This is a genomic window from Hungatella sp. SB206, from assembly GCF_051132295.1.
Taxonomy (GTDB): domain Bacteria; phylum Bacillota; class Clostridia; order Lachnospirales; family Lachnospiraceae; genus Hungatella; species Hungatella effluvii.
Genome location: NZ_CP096603.1, coordinates 3,675,050 through 3,690,163, shown reverse-complemented (window position 1 = coordinate 3,690,163; position 15,114 = coordinate 3,675,050). Strand labels below are relative to the sequence as shown.

The 15,114-nt window shown below is 49.0% G+C and carries 11 protein-coding genes; 3 read left to right on the top strand and 8 right to left on the bottom strand.

The annotated features are described in order from the left end of the window. Position 1: 1 nt before the first annotated feature. From M1L66_RS16155 to M1L66_RS16130, 6 genes are all read right to left on the bottom strand, one after another. Positions 2–850, bottom strand: coding sequence for a carbohydrate ABC transporter permease (locus tag M1L66_RS16155; RefSeq protein ID WP_434694133.1), 849 nt, complete (start codon positions 848–850; stop codon positions 2–4). Positions 851–864: 14 nt separating this feature from the next. Further along, positions 865–1,779: a carbohydrate ABC transporter permease gene (locus tag M1L66_RS16150; protein WP_187022128.1), complete on the bottom strand. Its 915-nt coding sequence runs from the start codon at positions 1,777–1,779 to the stop codon at positions 865–867. A gap of 13 nt (positions 1,780–1,792) precedes the next feature. Next, entirely contained in the window at positions 1,793–2,914 is a 1,122-nt protein-coding gene (locus M1L66_RS16145) for a glycoside hydrolase family 88/105 protein (protein WP_187022129.1), read from the bottom strand. Between the two features lie 122 nt (positions 2,915–3,036). Continuing rightward, positions 3,037–4,401: an ABC transporter substrate-binding protein gene (locus M1L66_RS16140; RefSeq protein ID WP_187022130.1), complete on the bottom strand. Its 1,365-nt coding sequence runs from the start codon at positions 4,399–4,401 to the stop codon at positions 3,037–3,039. A gap of 24 nt (positions 4,402–4,425) precedes the next feature. Next, the gene (locus M1L66_RS16135; protein ID WP_187022131.1) at positions 4,426–5,169 is read right to left on the bottom strand and encodes a cupin domain-containing protein; all 744 of its coding nucleotides are present in this window, start codon (positions 5,167–5,169) and stop codon (positions 4,426–4,428) included. Positions 5,170–5,278: 109 nt separating this feature from the next. Then, a complete protein-coding gene (locus M1L66_RS16130) occupies positions 5,279–6,571 on the bottom strand; it encodes an ABC transporter substrate-binding protein (protein WP_434694129.1) in 1,293 nt (430 codons plus the stop codon). A 271-nt stretch (positions 6,572–6,842) separates the two neighbouring features. Here M1L66_RS16130 and M1L66_RS16125 point away from each other — a divergent pair, with 271 nt between their 5' ends. The 3 genes from M1L66_RS16125 to M1L66_RS16115 all read left to right on the top strand — a co-directional run bounded on the left by M1L66_RS16125 (position 6,843) and on the right by M1L66_RS16115 (position 11,458). After that, positions 6,843–8,792, top strand: a complete 1,950-nt coding sequence (locus M1L66_RS16125) for a sensor histidine kinase (RefSeq protein WP_434694126.1) — start codon at positions 6,843–6,845, stop codon at positions 8,790–8,792. A gap of 25 nt (positions 8,793–8,817) precedes the next feature. Continuing rightward, positions 8,818–10,437 (top strand): response regulator transcription factor, encoded by a 1,620-nt coding sequence (locus M1L66_RS16120; RefSeq protein ID WP_434694124.1) that lies wholly within the window; start codon positions 8,818–8,820, stop codon positions 10,435–10,437. Between the two features lie 217 nt (positions 10,438–10,654). Further along, positions 10,655–11,458 (top strand): Rpn family recombination-promoting nuclease/putative transposase, encoded by an 804-nt coding sequence (locus M1L66_RS16115; protein WP_187022135.1) that lies wholly within the window; start codon positions 10,655–10,657, stop codon positions 11,456–11,458. Between the two features lie 65 nt (positions 11,459–11,523). On the opposite strand, the gene M1L66_RS16110 is transcribed toward M1L66_RS16115, so the two are convergent. Both M1L66_RS16110 and M1L66_RS16105 read right to left on the bottom strand, forming a co-directional pair. Further along, a complete protein-coding gene (locus tag M1L66_RS16110; protein WP_187022136.1) occupies positions 11,524–13,182 on the bottom strand; it encodes an ABC transporter ATP-binding protein in 1,659 nt (552 codons plus the stop codon). Position 13,183: 1 nt separating this feature from the next. Continuing rightward, the gene (locus M1L66_RS16105) at positions 13,184–15,016 is read right to left on the bottom strand and encodes an ABC transporter permease (protein ID WP_002604219.1); all 1,833 of its coding nucleotides are present in this window, start codon (positions 15,014–15,016) and stop codon (positions 13,184–13,186) included. Between the last annotated feature and the right edge of the window lie 98 nt (positions 15,017–15,114).

Genomic DNA, 15,114 nt, shown 5'->3' with positions numbered 1-15,114 from the left:
TTTACCCCTTTACACCGCCTGCCGCAATGCCGTCCACGAACTGATCCTGTGCCAGGAAGAATACGATCAGAGACGGAAGCAGGGTGACGACCGACAGCGCCAGAACCTTATTCCACTCAAAGCCGGTCTCCGCATCCGTTAAAAGGCGGAGACCAAGTGAAGTCGGATACTTCTTTACACTGTCGATATAGATTAACGGTCCCTGGAAGTCGTTAAATGCCCACATGAACTGGAACAGCGCCACTGAAACGATGGTTGGCTTTACCATGGGCACCACGATGTATACCAGCCGTTCGAAGGAATTGCAGCCGTCGATTTCTGCCGCTTCCTCCAGTTCCCTGGATACAGACCGCATGAACTGAACCAGCATGAAGATGAAGTATGGTTCGGCTCCGAAGAAGGCCGGAACCACCAGCGGCAGGTAGGAATTCGTCCATCCCCATGTCCGGAATAAGAGGAACTGTGGAATGTTAAGCACTACCTGCGGCAGGAACAGCGTCGCCAGCAGGATGGAGAACCAGAAAGTCTTTCCCGGAAACTCGAAACGGGAAAATCCGTATGCCGTAACAACGCTGGCCACCACCGCTCCAATCACCTTCGGTATGACAATCTTAAAAGTATTGATCAGGTAAAGGCTGTATGGATTGCCTGTCGCGGTCCAGCCGTCAATGTAAGCCTGAAACGACGGACTCTTCGGAAGGAAGCTGATGGTTGAATAAATCTCATTGTTGCTCGCCTTAAACGATGCGCCCACCATCCAGAGCATAGGGTAAAACATGACGAAGCCTACCAGGATCAGAACGGTATAGCGAACCACGGTACTGATCTGTTCTCTTGTTTTCTTACTCATCTCAATCGTCCCCCTTATCTCTCATCATCCGAGTAATACACCCAGTACTTCTGGCTGGCAAAGGAGACCACGGTCAGAGTACAGATGATGATAAACAACAGCCACGCCATTGCACTGGCAAGCCCCATCTCATACGTACGGAACGCATTCTGGTAAATTAACAGGGAGATCAGCGTCGTCGATCCCAGCGGTCCGCCCTTCGTGATGATAAATGCGCTGTTGAACTCCTGGAATGCCTCACAGAGCTGTGTGATCAGGTTATAAAAAATAACTGGTGTAATAAGCGGTACTGTAACGGAGAAAAACTGTCTCCATTTGCCGGCACCGTCGATAGAGGCGGCCTCGTAAAGCTCCTGCGGAACACCCTTTAATGCGGCGAGAAAGATCACCATGGCGGAACCAAACTGCCATACGCGAAGCAGGCAGATGACGAAGAGCGCGTAGTGTGTGCTGCCGAGGAAATTAATCTTTTCACCGCCAAACATCTGGATAAACTGGTTGATCAAACCGTCTCCCTGGAAAATGAATTTCCACACGACCGCGATCGCCACAGAACCTCCCAGAATGGAAGGAATGTAGTAGATAGTCCGGAACATTTTGACGAATTTCAGTTTAAAATTCAAGATATATGCGATGAACAGGGAAAATGCCAGTTTCAGCGGCACCGTGAGAAACGCATATTGAAATGTAACCTTAAATGCCTTTATGTATTTCTTCGTATGAAATATGCTTAAGTAATTGTCGAGACCGATGAATTCCGTTCCCGGCTTAAATAAACTGTAGTTAGTAAAACTGTAAAACAGGGACATAATAAATGGATAAAACTTAAAAATCATAAATCCAATGATCCACGGCAGAATGTAAAAAAATCCTCTGTATTTGCGGCAAAAGTTCTTCCAGTTTCGTATCTTTACGGGCTGTGCTTCCATACTCTCACTCCTATCATTCCATTTTCATCAGTTCGGCCGTTACCATCATAAGTACCCCCATGGCCTTTACATCATCATCGACTACCGGCTCCGACAAGTAGTAGTCAATGCTTCCATCCCGCTCCGTGCGCGGTCCAAGGCCTGCCACTGCGCATGTGCCGGATAAATGGTATGCACCGTCGTCTGCCTGGTATATTTTCTGCTCCAGAACGGCATCATAGATTTCCCTTCCCCTTGCAGCATATTTTTCTTCCAGAAGCGCCCCCAGGCGGCAGCCTTTTAAGACCGCGTAAGCCACCATGAGTGATCCGGAGGTTTCCAGGTAATTCCCCTCCTGCTCCGGAAGTGCCGGAAGCTGGTAGAAAAGCCTGCTCTCCTGATCCTGGTACTTTAAGATCCCGTGTACTGCTTCTCTTAAAAGCTCGCCAAACCTGGCTTTCACCTCATAAATCTCCTCGGAGGCCAGCTCGCAGCAGTCAACGAGAGCCATTAAATACCAGCCGATGGATCGAAGCCAGAAGTTTGGGGACAGCCCTGTTGCGGGATCGGCCCATTTTCTGTCTTTATACTCATCATAGGCATGGTAATACAGGCCGGTTTTCTCATCGTACAGAAGCTTTCTCGCCTGGTTGAACTGATTCATGATATCGCTGTAATTCCTCCTCTCGTTAAAACGGTTTTCATATTCCATATAAAACGGCTGTCCCATATAAAGGCCGTCCAGCCATACCTGAAAGGGATAGATCAGCTTATGCCAGAAGTTTCCTGTAGTCAGGCGGGGCTGGTAGATCAGCTGGGTCATCAGGGTATCGCATGCTTTCCGGTACCTTTCCTCTCCCGTCTCATCATAGAGGAAGTAGAAGATTTTCCCCGCGTTAATAAAATCCAGATTGTATTCTTCACGGTGATAGCTCTTTATGGCTCCATTCTCTTCAATATAGGGGCTCACCATCTTAACGATAAAATCCAGATACTCACGGTCTCCCGTCAGCTTGTAAAGACGGGAGGCACCGACAAATAAGCAGCCATCCTCATAGTTCCATTCATACATGGACTGGCCGTCAATTTCCACCAGATAATCATCGAGCCCTTCGTAATTTTTCATATATTCTTTGAAAATTGGTGTAAGATTCATATAATGTGCTCCTTCTCCTTTTTTGTTTATAGCTGAGTTTTCCAAACACTGCACACTTTCGGGTACAAAAAGGGGACGCCGCCCCGGCAGCGTCCCTTTTTGCTATATCCTATCGCTCTTAATTAGTATGGGTTAGCCGCATTCACGTCATTGATGGAATCGATTAAATACTGTGCCATCTCCGCCGGATCTGCTCCCGCGCTTAAGTTGTCAAATACTTCGTAATAAGCACCGGTACGTTCCTTTAACGCGGAGTTTTCGAAGTTCGGATCAAAGGTATAGTGACAGAACGCAAGCACCTTCTGGTTGCCTTCCAGAGTCTGTCCGCCTAAGATATCCGCATCCTCCAGGATCTTCTTTGCCGCCGTGTTGCAAACGGTGCCGCGCTCGGTTCCCATTAATTTTACACCGTTTTCATTGGAAGTGATGTATTCCAGAAGTAAGGCGGCCTCTTCCTTGTGTTCGGAGGTCTCGGTGATGGCGAAGCCCTGGGAAACCTTGCTCATGCCGGCCGGATTGGGTCCTAAATCAGTTGGGTAATCTCCAAGTACCAGCTCCTGGCCTTCATCTAAGGAGTCAGCGATTTCCTGGACGTTGGAATCGTATTCGGTCAGTCCGGCGTAGTGGCCATCCATCCATTTTTTGTTGGATAAGAAGTTTTCCGCACCATCTCCGGCGATCGTGGAGATCTTCGGGAATACGTGGTCTTCTTCCAGAGAATTGATCCATTCCATGCCCTCTGTCACTTCTTCCACCGTGTAATTGACGGATAAATCCTTAATCCATTCCTTTCCGTACTTTTCCTGAAGGTACATTACCATCCAGATCATTCTCTCGTAGCCTTCCTCAGCCAGCGGATAGTAATCGTCGCCGAGTTTTTCCCGGAACGCTTTGCCTGCGGCGCGAAGATCTTCAAATGAAGTAGGAATGGCCACTCCCGCCTTGTCAAAGGTAGTCTTGTTGTACATCGGAAGCTTTCCCGTGATGGAAACCGGTACGCCCTGAAGCTTTCCGCCGACGGTCATGGCCGCCAGGTTGGTCTCCGACCAGTTATCCAGGGAAATAATGTCTTTAAACTGATTCAAATCTGCGAATTTGGAGCCGTCAGATGAAAACTGGTAAAGCCAGTTCCAGTTGATCTGCATCAAATCAGGGGCTGTTCCGCCTGCCAGCTGGGTAGCCACCTTATCGGTCCATCCATCCCAGGAGGAGTATTCACATTCTACGGTAACCCAGGGATATTCCTGTTCAAATGCCTCGACGGCCGCCATGGTCGCCTTATGTCTCGTCTCCCCGCCCCACCAGGAGAACCGCAGGGTAACAGGTTCTTTTCCGTCCGTCGTGGATGCGCCTCCCGCAACGGTGGCTGCCTCCTGCGGCGTCTGTGCCGTAGTCTGTGTTGTCTCCTTCGCGGCATTGCCCCCGCATGCCGTAAGTGATGCTGCCATTGCCGCGGCTAAAACCGCAGCTGTCATTTTTTTCATCATGATCTTTCCCTCTCCTTTTATCGGTTACTGCGCTTTTTTTGCTTCCAGTTCGGCTTTCGTCAGCTCAATTTCAAACCAGACGTAGTTCACATTTTCATCCTCTTCGATTTCGATCGCATGCTCAATATCGGTCGGTATAAACGCCCAGTCTCCCTCATGAAGCTCGATTTCCTCATCCGCCGCGCGGTAGATGAACTTCGTTCCCGGCATTCCGTAATACCACTGATAAAGGTTATCATGGCTGTGAGGAGCCGCCTTGTTCGGTCCCTTACCGATAATAGCACCCATGGTCATGCGGGTGAGGAAATGGGTATCCAGAATGGAAAGCGCCTTGATGCCTTCCGGACGGAAGCCCTCGATATATTCGATACAGCCGCTTAATGGACAGAATCTAGGCAGTGCAATGTGCCAGTGCTCAAACTGCTCGTAATCCTCCGGAAGCATGACAGAAGTCAGCTGTAAAAATTCCATGTCTGTTGCGGCGTGTAAAATATTCGCTTCTTTGTCCATGTTTGGGATAAACAGAGAAGGTTCTTCGATATTAAACGCCTTCTTCGGTGTGGCCACATAGCCTTCGCCCCTGGTAAAGTAGTAAATCTGTGTCTGATCGCCAAAGGTTTCCAGCGTAACCACGGTACCGGCTGCCACTTTGCATTTGTAGGTATGTACGCCGTCTACCATGCCCGGAAGCATCTCCGCTCTTAAAATTCCGTTTCCTGCTGTCTCAAATTTCATGTCTTCTTTTTTCTGGTAATGAATCACTGACATCTTAAATAACCTCCTCGCTATGAGCACTTAGCGGTTGTATTTTAACCGCTTACGTGCGATGCATGTCATCTCCACTTAGTGAGGTATCTCACGAGCTTAGTGGAGTGGCCTAATTATGTTTCATATAATCTTTCCAGAGAGATTGATACTCCTGTAAAACATCCTCCCGGCTCAAATCGCCGGTCAGATAAAAGCCCCAGAGTTCGGCACTCTTTTTTTTCAGTTCCCCGGGAAGGCAGTTTACCACGTCGAGCGCGGTCCCGCCTTTCTTGATGCTTTCCTTTACTTCGGCCGCCAGAGGGGACAGCCCCTCCAGGCTTTCGTCGTTCATGGCCATGACCGGAAGGCAGCCCATCGTCTCTCTTAAATACCGGGACGCCTCTGTTGAAGTGGCGAGCCAGTATAAGAATTCCTCGGCTTCCTTCGGATGCCGGCTGCTTTTCACCACAGACAGTGCCTGGACTTCCACGATCAGCTTATTTCTCTCCGCTTCCTCGTAGAGGGGAATCGCTCCGATGGAGATATCCCGTTCCAGAGCCGGTTTGGACTTTGCCAGAACCGGCGCAAGCCAGCTGCCCTCGTCATTCAGCATTGCGTATTTTTCAATGAAGAAGTAATCTCTTGCGGTCGGGGCTCCGGTTGTTAAGGAATCCCGGTTTCCGAAACGCAGGGTCAGATCAAAATAGTCCGCCAGCGCCTGCCAGTTCTCTTCATACTCCTGCTGACGGTCTTCCTCTAACAGGGATTCCATATACGCGGTGGGATTGTCCTCCGCCATCGCAGGAAGCATGAATAAGTTGCCCGCCATGGTAAGCAGCGTTTCTTTATAATGGTTCATCATGGGCTTTATGTCCTGTTCCTCCAGATCCAAACATAACTGTTCGAATTCGGATTTCGTTTCAGGAAAACGTTCCCAGCCGGCTGCCCTTAAAAGCTTCTGGTTATAGGCGATACCGATCCCCTGAATCTGGAGCGGTACCGAGTAGACCGTTCCCTCCAGACTTCCCATGGTGCGGTACGGCATCGGAAGCTTCTTCAGTACGTTTTGAGCTTCCAGCGGAAGCAGATGGTCCTTCCACTCTTCCATGGAACCCTCGAAGCCGACGTAGATAATATCCGGAAGCTTCTGAGACGCCAGGCTGACCCGCAGCAAATCGGAATACATACTCCGGTCCACCAGATTCCATTCGATGCTCCCGATCTCCGGGTGCTCCTTTCTGTACAGATCCGACAGTTCCTTCACATATCCGCTCCATTCGGAAGACGGCATGCTTACGGTAAGTACAATTCCTGGTTCTGCGGCTGCTTCTGCCGCGCCGGTTTCTGTGTTTTGACTTTTGCATCCCACTGCGGCCAGCACAATACCTGCTGTTATTAAACCGATTCTAACCCTTCTCTTCATCGTAAAACACTCCCCCTGATGTGTTGTTGTCACAGTATTTTTTATAGTATACCATGACAGTTACAGGGGCGGGAACTAAAAATAACCATCACTCTGTTTCCTGGATTTTCTCTCTCTTTCTTTGTTGTGCCTTCATTGTAATAGAACGTGACTTCTTTTTACACTCATGTTTTTGATATGATAGGAGGACTATTTTGACTTCATGGTCTTTCGCGAATTTACTGTTTGTGGTAGAATGGTGCCAGATAACTGTGTTTTGGGGGAAGTAAGTATGAACAGTCAGCGTTTTGTCAGTATCCGAATCAAATTATTATCACTGCTCTTTATCTGCATTCTCGTTCCGTTTCTGGTATACTGGTTTTTTTCCTATGAGTATATCAAAACGTCACTGGACGAAGAGTTCGTCTCTCAGACGACTGATACGATGCGCGCCACCGGAAACAGTATTTCCGATTACGTGAAGCTGGTGGATTATACGGCGCGGGGCCTCTATTTCAACTCTGAGGTCATGGACATCCTGTCGGAAAAGGAACAGTCTGTATCCAGCTACCGCCTGCTTCAGACGGAGTCCCGCATCTTCGATTTCCTTCAGACCCTTTATTCCAGTGTGCCGGATGCCTCACAGATCCAGCTTTCCGCATTTAACTTAAAAAAGTCCCTGCTGCTTCAGTCCGATATGCAGCGGTATGAAAAGGACCATATCTATTTAAGCCAGGAACGGCGTTTCCCATGTGAACCGTACCACTCCTATGTGACATCGGCCCACATGCAGTCCAACTATAATTTTCATGAGCTTTCGGGGCGGGAATTTTCCCTGGTTTTTTCTCTGCATATGCCCATTTATCAGATTCCTTCCGTCACCGATTCCCTGGGAGAAATTACCATCGACATTCCCATATCGGTTCTGGATTCCATCTGCTCTCCCCTGTTCAAAGAAAAGGAGTACCTCTGTCTGGTGGATGGAAATGGCAGCTACGTCTACAGCAGCACTCCCGCAGAGATCGCCACACAGACCCGCAATCCGGTTATTCAGGATATCCTTTCCTCTTCCCTGGAGCCTGGCGTCCCGCTGGTCCTCGACACGGATTCCGAGGACATCGTCATTTGCAGCCGCATTCTGGAGGATCCGGTGGACTGGTATTTAATCAAGATATCTCCGAAAGCCTTTGTCTATGAAAAGGCAAGCCGCTTCTTCCACATGATGCTTTACTCCTTTATCATCGTGACCCTGGCGGAGATTCTTCTGATTGTCATAACCGTCATACGTTTTACCGCGCCGATCCGAAAGGTGACAGCCTACGCGGAAGCCGTCAGCGCCGGTGATCTGGATGCCAATATGTCGTCCTACATCACCTATACGAAAAATGACGAGATTGGCTCTCTGCTCATCACGATCCGCAAGATGATGTACTCCATAAAAAACTTTATCATTCACCAGTACCAGCTGGAGCTGGCAAACCGGACAAGTGAATTAAAGGCCCTTCAGGCCCAGATCAATCCTCACTTTATCCACAATACGCTCCAGTGCCTGGCGACCAATGCCCTGGAGGGCGGCAATCTGCCTCTGTACCAGTCCATCACGGCCCTGGGACAGATGATGCACTACTCCATGGACACCGCTCACAATCTTGTGCCCATAAACGATGCGCTCCATTACATCGAGCTGTATTTAAAGCTGCAAAAGCTGCGTTTTCCCAACACGCTGGAGACAGAATTTGACATATCCGATGAGGCAGGCGCCATGCTGATTCCGAAGATGACGCTGCAGCCGCTGGTTGAAAACTCGATCCGGCACGGTAATCTTCTGAAGCTTGACAACAGCCGCCTGACCATACGCGCTTTTGTGGAAGGCAATTACCTCCATTTATTCGTCAAAGATACCGGAGCCGGCATTTCTGCTGAAAGACTGGAGGAACTCACGCACTCGCTTCAGCAGGTAAAGGCAGCTGCCTCCTCATCCGATGCGGAAACCTTTGTCGATGCGCTTAACCGATTTTCCGAAGAACGTCCCGCTTCCAGAACCGCTGATATTCAAAGTGAACAGCAGCTGGAGACAGACCGGGAAAACCGATACGTGTCAAACAATATCGGCATGCGCAACGTCTACCAGCGCCTCCTGTTAAATTACAAGAACCAGTGCTCCATGGAGATCAGTTCTGATGGAAAAAGCGGGACGGTGATCCATATCCAGGCAGATTACCGGATGCTGGAGCATCACTGAATATCACAGAAGAATGGAGAAAATCATGAAAGTCTTAATCGTAGATGATGAAGCCCATGTCATCAGGGCCGTAAAACTCCTGGTGCCGTGGCAGGAACTGGGAATTACGGAAACTTACGAAGCGCTCACGCCCCAGGATGCGATCCGCATCATTGAGGCGGAACAGCCGGAGATCTTAATCACCGACATTGTCATGCAGGATTTAAGCGGAATCGACCTGATGAAATATATTGCGGGTTCCCTGAAGCATATCAAGGTCATCGTTATTTCCGGCTATAATAACTTCGATTATGTGAGAAGCTCTCTCCAGCATGGAGGTGTGGATTATCTTTTAAAGCCACTGGATCAGGATCAGCTGATCGAGGCCGTAAAGAAGGCGGCTGGCGCCTGGAATCAGGAGCACGATTTATACCATACGGCTCAAATCCACAAGGACCAGATCGATTCCATGGCCACCCTGTGCCGTGAGAATCTGCTGTCGCGTCTGATTCACGGCGACCATCCGGAGCAGGCCTGCAGAAAACTGATGGAGCTGTCTCCCGAGCTTTCGGAGCTTACCGCCTGCGGATTTACCTACTGCAATCTGGAACCATTTATATCCGGGGAAGAAGCTTCCTGGAACGAGTCCTTTCACCGCTACAGAGACGCGCTCGCCTGCTTTCTGGCCGATTCTGGTGCGGGCTTTCTGCTGCCTGCGGACAGCCGTTATGAGATCGCTGCTTTTCTCACCGATTACAGTCCGGCCTTTCAGGAGCAATTAAAGAATTTTTTGCAGGCAGTGCGGCAGTCACTGCCGTTTCCGGTCTGCATGGGGGTGGCAGACGGTATTTTCCCCGAAGGAATTATGGAGACGTATCAGAAGGCAAGAGACGCCTTTGGAGCCTGTAATATGGCGAGCCTCTCTCCTGTACTCTGCAGTCTGGAACCCGGTTTCCACAGGCCGTTCCATGGTTTGACCGAAAAACAGAAGGAAGTGGATGACCGCATGCTGCTTTCCGCTCTGCTGACAGGGAATGAGCAGCTGATTGACGACAGTATCTCTCTCTGGATTCGCAGCCGCATTCCGGAAGATGCTCCGCTTCTTGCCATTGTGCTGGAAGCAGTTCAGGATGAAAACCGTCTGTTTGCCTCCTGGGCTGAACTGTTCGAAAACCGTCACAAAGGATTCCGCCATCAGACGGAGTATGTGGTCTTAAACTTCCGCGACATCATGGATGGATCGATGCGGATATCCTTTGAACGCTTCCGCCGCCGAATGCGGGCGGATATCCTGTTTCTCCATGGGGAGCTGAAGTCCATTCACTCTCCGGAGGCTGATATGATCTATCAGGTCGCACACTATATTGAACTGAATTATAACCAGCCTTTCAGTCAGGCAGCGTGTGCCCAGACCTTTTTCGTCAACCAGGAATACCTTTGCCGGAAATTCAAGCAGACCTTCCACGTGACCATGATCACGTATTTGAACGATCTTAGAATCAACCAGGCCAGGCAGATGCTGAAGGATCCCATGATAAAAATCCGCCAGATCGCCCACGAGGTCGGTTTCGAAGATGAAAAATACTTTTCACGCCAGTTTAAGAAGTCTACAGGGATGACGCCCAACGACTACAGGGCGCGCTATCAGGAACAGCTCGGTGAGTAACGACAGGCGCAGCGGAAGCTTTGGCTGATGAATTTTTACGGAAGCTTTGGCTGATGAATTTTTGCTTGTCATACCGGCTGAGATGGTTTATAGTCATATTATAGTTTAATCGCCGCAGTTTTTTGCTGCGGCATACATTCTGTTCTCCTGCCAGGAGAACGAAAAAATCCCCGGCATTCCGCCGACGCAATTCCCAGACGATTTCCTGTTTCAGGAGATGGTATCCAAAGAAGGAATTGGGGAGGAATTCTGCCGGATTCTCCTCAGTACTATCCTGAACAGAACTATACAGAAAGTGAGAATCATCCCGCAAAAAACTGTGGCAGGAATTGATACCGGCAACCACGGGATCCGGCTTGACGCTTATGTCCAGGAGATATCCTCTGATGATATTTCCACAGATGACATAGAGGTTTCAACGGATGTCTATAATATCGAGCCAAACAATACCTATGAAAAGGAATCTCTGCCCAGGCGGACGCGTTATTATGATGCGCTCATTGACTCTCAGCTTTTAGAATCAGGGACAGATTACGGTCATATGAAAAATGTCATAATTATTATGATTCTTCCGTATGACCCATTTGACAGAAAACGTATGGTATACACAGTACAGAACCGCTGCGTGGAGGATTCGTCAGTTTCTTATGATGACGGGCTGAAAAAAATCTATCTTTACACGAAAGGAACCGCCGGAAATCCTGGAAAAGCCCTTCGTGATATGTTAAAATATATAGAGAACAGTACGGACGACAATGTAACGGATGAGAACATTGCCAAAATCCATGGATTTGTCGATAAAGTAAAACGGGATAAGGAGGTTGGAATCAACTATATGAAATCATGGGAACGGGAACAGATGATCCGTAAGGAAGGTCTGAAAGAAGGGCTGGAAGAAGGGCTGGAACGGGTCAATCAGCTGAATCTTAAATTGATTGAGGCCTCCCGTACAGAAGATATGATCCGCGCAGCCAGGGACCGGGAGTTCCAGGAGAAGCTTTTTGAGGAATTTGGCCTTTAGCGTAAAAGGTGCAGCCTTACCAGGTATATGAATTGCCTGGTAAAGCTGCACCTTTTCTATACACGTTATCTGATAAACTCAATCTTTCCCGCAGTCACACATTTTCCGGACTTACGGTCAAACAGCAGGATATCATTTCCTTCAATATCCACGCCCGTCTTCTCTCCGATCTGATAGGTAACGCCTCCGAAGATTACTCCTGTCAGCAGGAAATCGCCGACGCGCAGTTTAACGGTGGACTCCATACCGGTAGGCATGGCGCCGTAGACGGTGGCTTCTAAGCTTCCCTGGCCGGCGGGACTCAATTTCAGGCATTCCGGTCTGACACCGATGACAAAGTCCTCGTCTGTGATCACGGGATCGTCTTCCACCGCGTAATCGCTTTCGTCTACCTTCGCAATATGGTATTTAAAGGTCTCATCTTTATTTCCTTTTTCCACGGCCTTCTTGTCTTTTAAGACTTCCTGTTTTTTCTTCTCGGCCTCCTCATCAGCCTGGTTCCGTTCCATAAACCAGCGATCCATGGAAAGCGGTTTTTCCGGCAGGAATACGGCTTTTTCACCGTCCAGGACGGTCAGCTCCATGGAACCATCCGATCTCTGTCTGCCCTTTGCCTCCATGAAGTTGATGGAAGGATTGCCGACGAAGTCTGCCACAAAGAGATTGCGCGGACGGTTGTAAACGTCTAAGGGCGCCTCATACTGCTGGAGTACGCCGTTGTTGATGAGGCAGATCTTTGTAGCCAGTGTCATGGCCTCCATCTGATCATGGGTAACATAGACGAAGGTACTGCCCGTCTCCACATGCAGACGCTGAAGCTCATAACGCATCTCCAGACGCAGCTTGGCGTCTAAGTTCGACAGCGGCTCATCCATGAAGAGCACCGCAGGTTCAGGCGCCAGGGTCCTGGCAATGGCGACTCGCTGCTGCTGCCCGCCGGATAACTCTGCCGGGTAACGGTTCATGAACGGTCCGATCTTGACGATACGGGAGACACGTCTCACCGCCTGCTCCACCTCTTCTTTATGGAGCTTTCTGTTTTCTGTCAGCACTTTTCCGCCGCTTACTACGGCGAAGTCATTGTTTAATTCCTGGCCTTTTCCCCTGTAGGAAGCACGGAGGGAATCCAGCTTTGCCTGAAGCTCTGCGGCCTTTGCCTTTGCAGCAACCTCCGGATCAGAGCTTTCCTGAATACCCAAGCCGAACAGTGTCTTTGCTGTGTAGATCGACAGTGTGTAGGCGTCGATCAGCTTTAAATAGACCTTATCCATATCCAGCCTGCCTTTTTTATCGCGGCACTCTTCCACCAGTTCACCGATTCGTTTTCCGCTCTTTAAGGCCTGGATCAAATCATTGGTGGTCTTTGCCTCGAAATCGATCTGCGGCAGTTCCTCCTTGATGTTGCTGAGTCCAAAGGAGATATTCTGATAGACGGTCATATTGGGCCACAGCGCGTAGTTTTGGAATAAGAATCCCACTTTTCGTTTGTTGGCTGGCACATTGATGCCTGCCTCACTGTCAAATACTACCCGGTCGCCGATGGAGATCCGGCCGCTGGTAGGTGTCTCCAAACCTGCGATCATACGAAGTGTTGTTGTCTTTCCGCAGCCGGAGGGGCCTAGCAGGGTGATGAAAGAATTATCTTCTATATCGAGGTTCAAGTTGTCTACTGCGTAAAACTTCCCCCATCTCTTTGTCACATTTGTTAATTTTATTTCTGGCATGTTAATTACCTCCGATACCGTCGTCCAGACTCGCTCCGGTCAGTTTATTTACTAATGTATTGAATATCAGGATCGTTACGATCAGGATTAAGTTGATGGCGCTGGAAAATGCGTATAAGCCCATCTCGTCAAAGTAATCCAGAGTCGTGGAAAGAATGAAGCCCTGCGTACAGAGAAGCAGGAATAAGGATAACTCTCTTAAACACGTCATAAACGGAAGCATGTATCCGCTGATGATGGCCGATTTCTGAATCGGAATAATGATCCGGAACATCCTCTTAAACCACGGCAGATCCTGAATAATCGCCGCTTCCTCGATCTCATTGCTGATCTGCAGCATGGAGTTTAATGCGCTCCTGCTGGCAAATGGTATGTACTTTATGGTACCTGCAATGATTAACAGCGTATAGGTGTTGAATAAATTGATCTTCTCATTGGAAAAGAGAATGAAGAACGCCGCGCCTACTGCGATGGACGGCATCAAGTATGGCAGGAAAGCCATTCCGTTCACGTAGTTGGCCCATTTGCTCCTCCGGTTCTTCGATACCGCGTATCCGATTAAGGTACCGATCGTTCCGGCAATCAATGCGCAGCATATGGAAACGAGAAGCGTTCCCCAGAAGGCGTGCCAGATCGTGGAGTTATATAGGATTCCCTTCTGGCCGTACATTCCGTTTTCCGTAATATTTTCACTGGTGATCCACCATTTGGTCGTTAAGTTGCTTAAATTTCTCGTGTACAGGAAGCTGTAATCTCCCGGGTTCGGAAGGAAGGTCTCCAGTGCGAAGGAAAGGATCGGGAAAATACTCGTAAAGAAGGTTGCCACGATCATCACGATACCGATGACATATTTCCCCATTTTCCCGAGATTGATCTTGGAGAGCTGGCCCGATTTACCGGTAACCGTCGTGTAATTCTTTCTGCTCTTTAAACTCACCTGGTTCATGGTCAGGATCGCCACGCCGAATACCATCATAATAATGGCAAGAATACTGGCTTCACCGGTATACTTGGAGTTCATGGAGATATACTTGGTGGAAAGCGTCGTAAAGCCCAGATAATGCGGTACTGGATAACTTCCCATGGCGCTTCCGAATACCAGAAGAACGGTGGAGAGAATCGCCGGTTTTACCATTGGAAGCGTGATCCGGAACATGGTTTTCCATTTCGGCGTATCGAGAATGGTGGCCGCTTCCTCCAGATTGGCATCCATGTTGCGGAAAATACCGCCGATCAGGATATAGGCGAATGGCGCATAGTGAAGGCCCAGGACGACCGCACTGGGAAAGAGTCCCTGGCATACCCATTTGGGCGCCAGAATCCCGAACAGCGAAGCCAAAAGCCCATTGGACGTTCCCACGACCGCGTTGCTGTTAAATAAGTTCTGCCATACGACCGCCAGTGTCCACTGAGGCATAATGTACGGGAAAATGAAGATAGAGCTTAAATACTTCTTGAATTTTAAATTGGTCCTCGTGACAAGGAATGCGAACACGCCGCCATAGAGAATCGAGATGAGACAGGTCAATACCGCTAAAAGCAGCGTATTCCATAACGGTTTCCACAGATTCGTTCTGGCCAGCCGGCTGGTAAATAAGTCAACATAGTTGACAATTGTATAGCCAGATGCCTTTCCCGTTAAATGGGCATCGATGGTTCCCGGATGGATCATGAGCGTATCCTTCACAATTGCCACGATTGGTGCAACCGTTGTAAAAGTCAGCACAATGCCGAACAACAGAAGGATGACATTCTGCGGTTTGGAAAAGTATGTCTTGATCTTATTAAGCACGATGACCTTATTGTTTGACTTACGATTAACTGTCTGGTCCATAACTAACTCCTTATAAAATGGGCTGCCGCATTAAGAACAGCCTTAATGCGGCACTCCCGTTATCTCATTGCTGCGGTGACCCTCTTGAGCTTCTGCGA

Bases quoted from the DNA above. Each gene is read 5' to 3' on its own strand.
- M1L66_RS16155 (WP_434694133.1), bottom strand. From the start codon at position 850: ATGAGTAAGAAAACAAGAGAACAGATCAGTACCGTGGTTCGCTATACC.
- M1L66_RS16150 (WP_187022128.1), bottom strand. From the start codon at position 1,779: ATGGAAGCACAGCCCGTAAAGATACGAAACTGGAAGAACTTTTGCCGC.
- M1L66_RS16145 (WP_187022129.1), bottom strand. From the start codon at position 2,914: ATGAATCTTACACCAATTTTCAAAGAATATATGAAAAATTACGAAGGG.
- M1L66_RS16140 (WP_187022130.1), bottom strand. From the start codon at position 4,401: ATGATGAAAAAAATGACAGCTGCGGTTTTAGCCGCGGCAATGGCAGCA.
- M1L66_RS16135 (WP_187022131.1), bottom strand. From the start codon at position 5,169: ATGTCAGTGATTCATTACCAGAAAAAAGAAGACATGAAATTTGAGACA.
- M1L66_RS16130 (WP_434694129.1), bottom strand. From the start codon at position 6,571: ATGAAGAGAAGGGTTAGAATCGGTTTAATAACAGCAGGTATTGTGCTG.
- M1L66_RS16125 (WP_434694126.1), top strand. From the start codon at position 6,843: ATGAACAGTCAGCGTTTTGTCAGTATCCGAATCAAATTATTATCACTG.
- M1L66_RS16120 (WP_434694124.1), top strand. From the start codon at position 8,818: ATGAAAGTCTTAATCGTAGATGATGAAGCCCATGTCATCAGGGCCGTA.
- M1L66_RS16115 (WP_187022135.1), top strand. From the start codon at position 10,655: ATGGTATCCAAAGAAGGAATTGGGGAGGAATTCTGCCGGATTCTCCTC.
- M1L66_RS16110 (WP_187022136.1), bottom strand. From the start codon at position 13,182: ATGCCAGAAATAAAATTAACAAATGTGACAAAGAGATGGGGGAAGTTT.
- M1L66_RS16105 (WP_002604219.1), bottom strand. From the start codon at position 15,016: ATGGACCAGACAGTTAATCGTAAGTCAAACAATAAGGTCATCGTGCTT.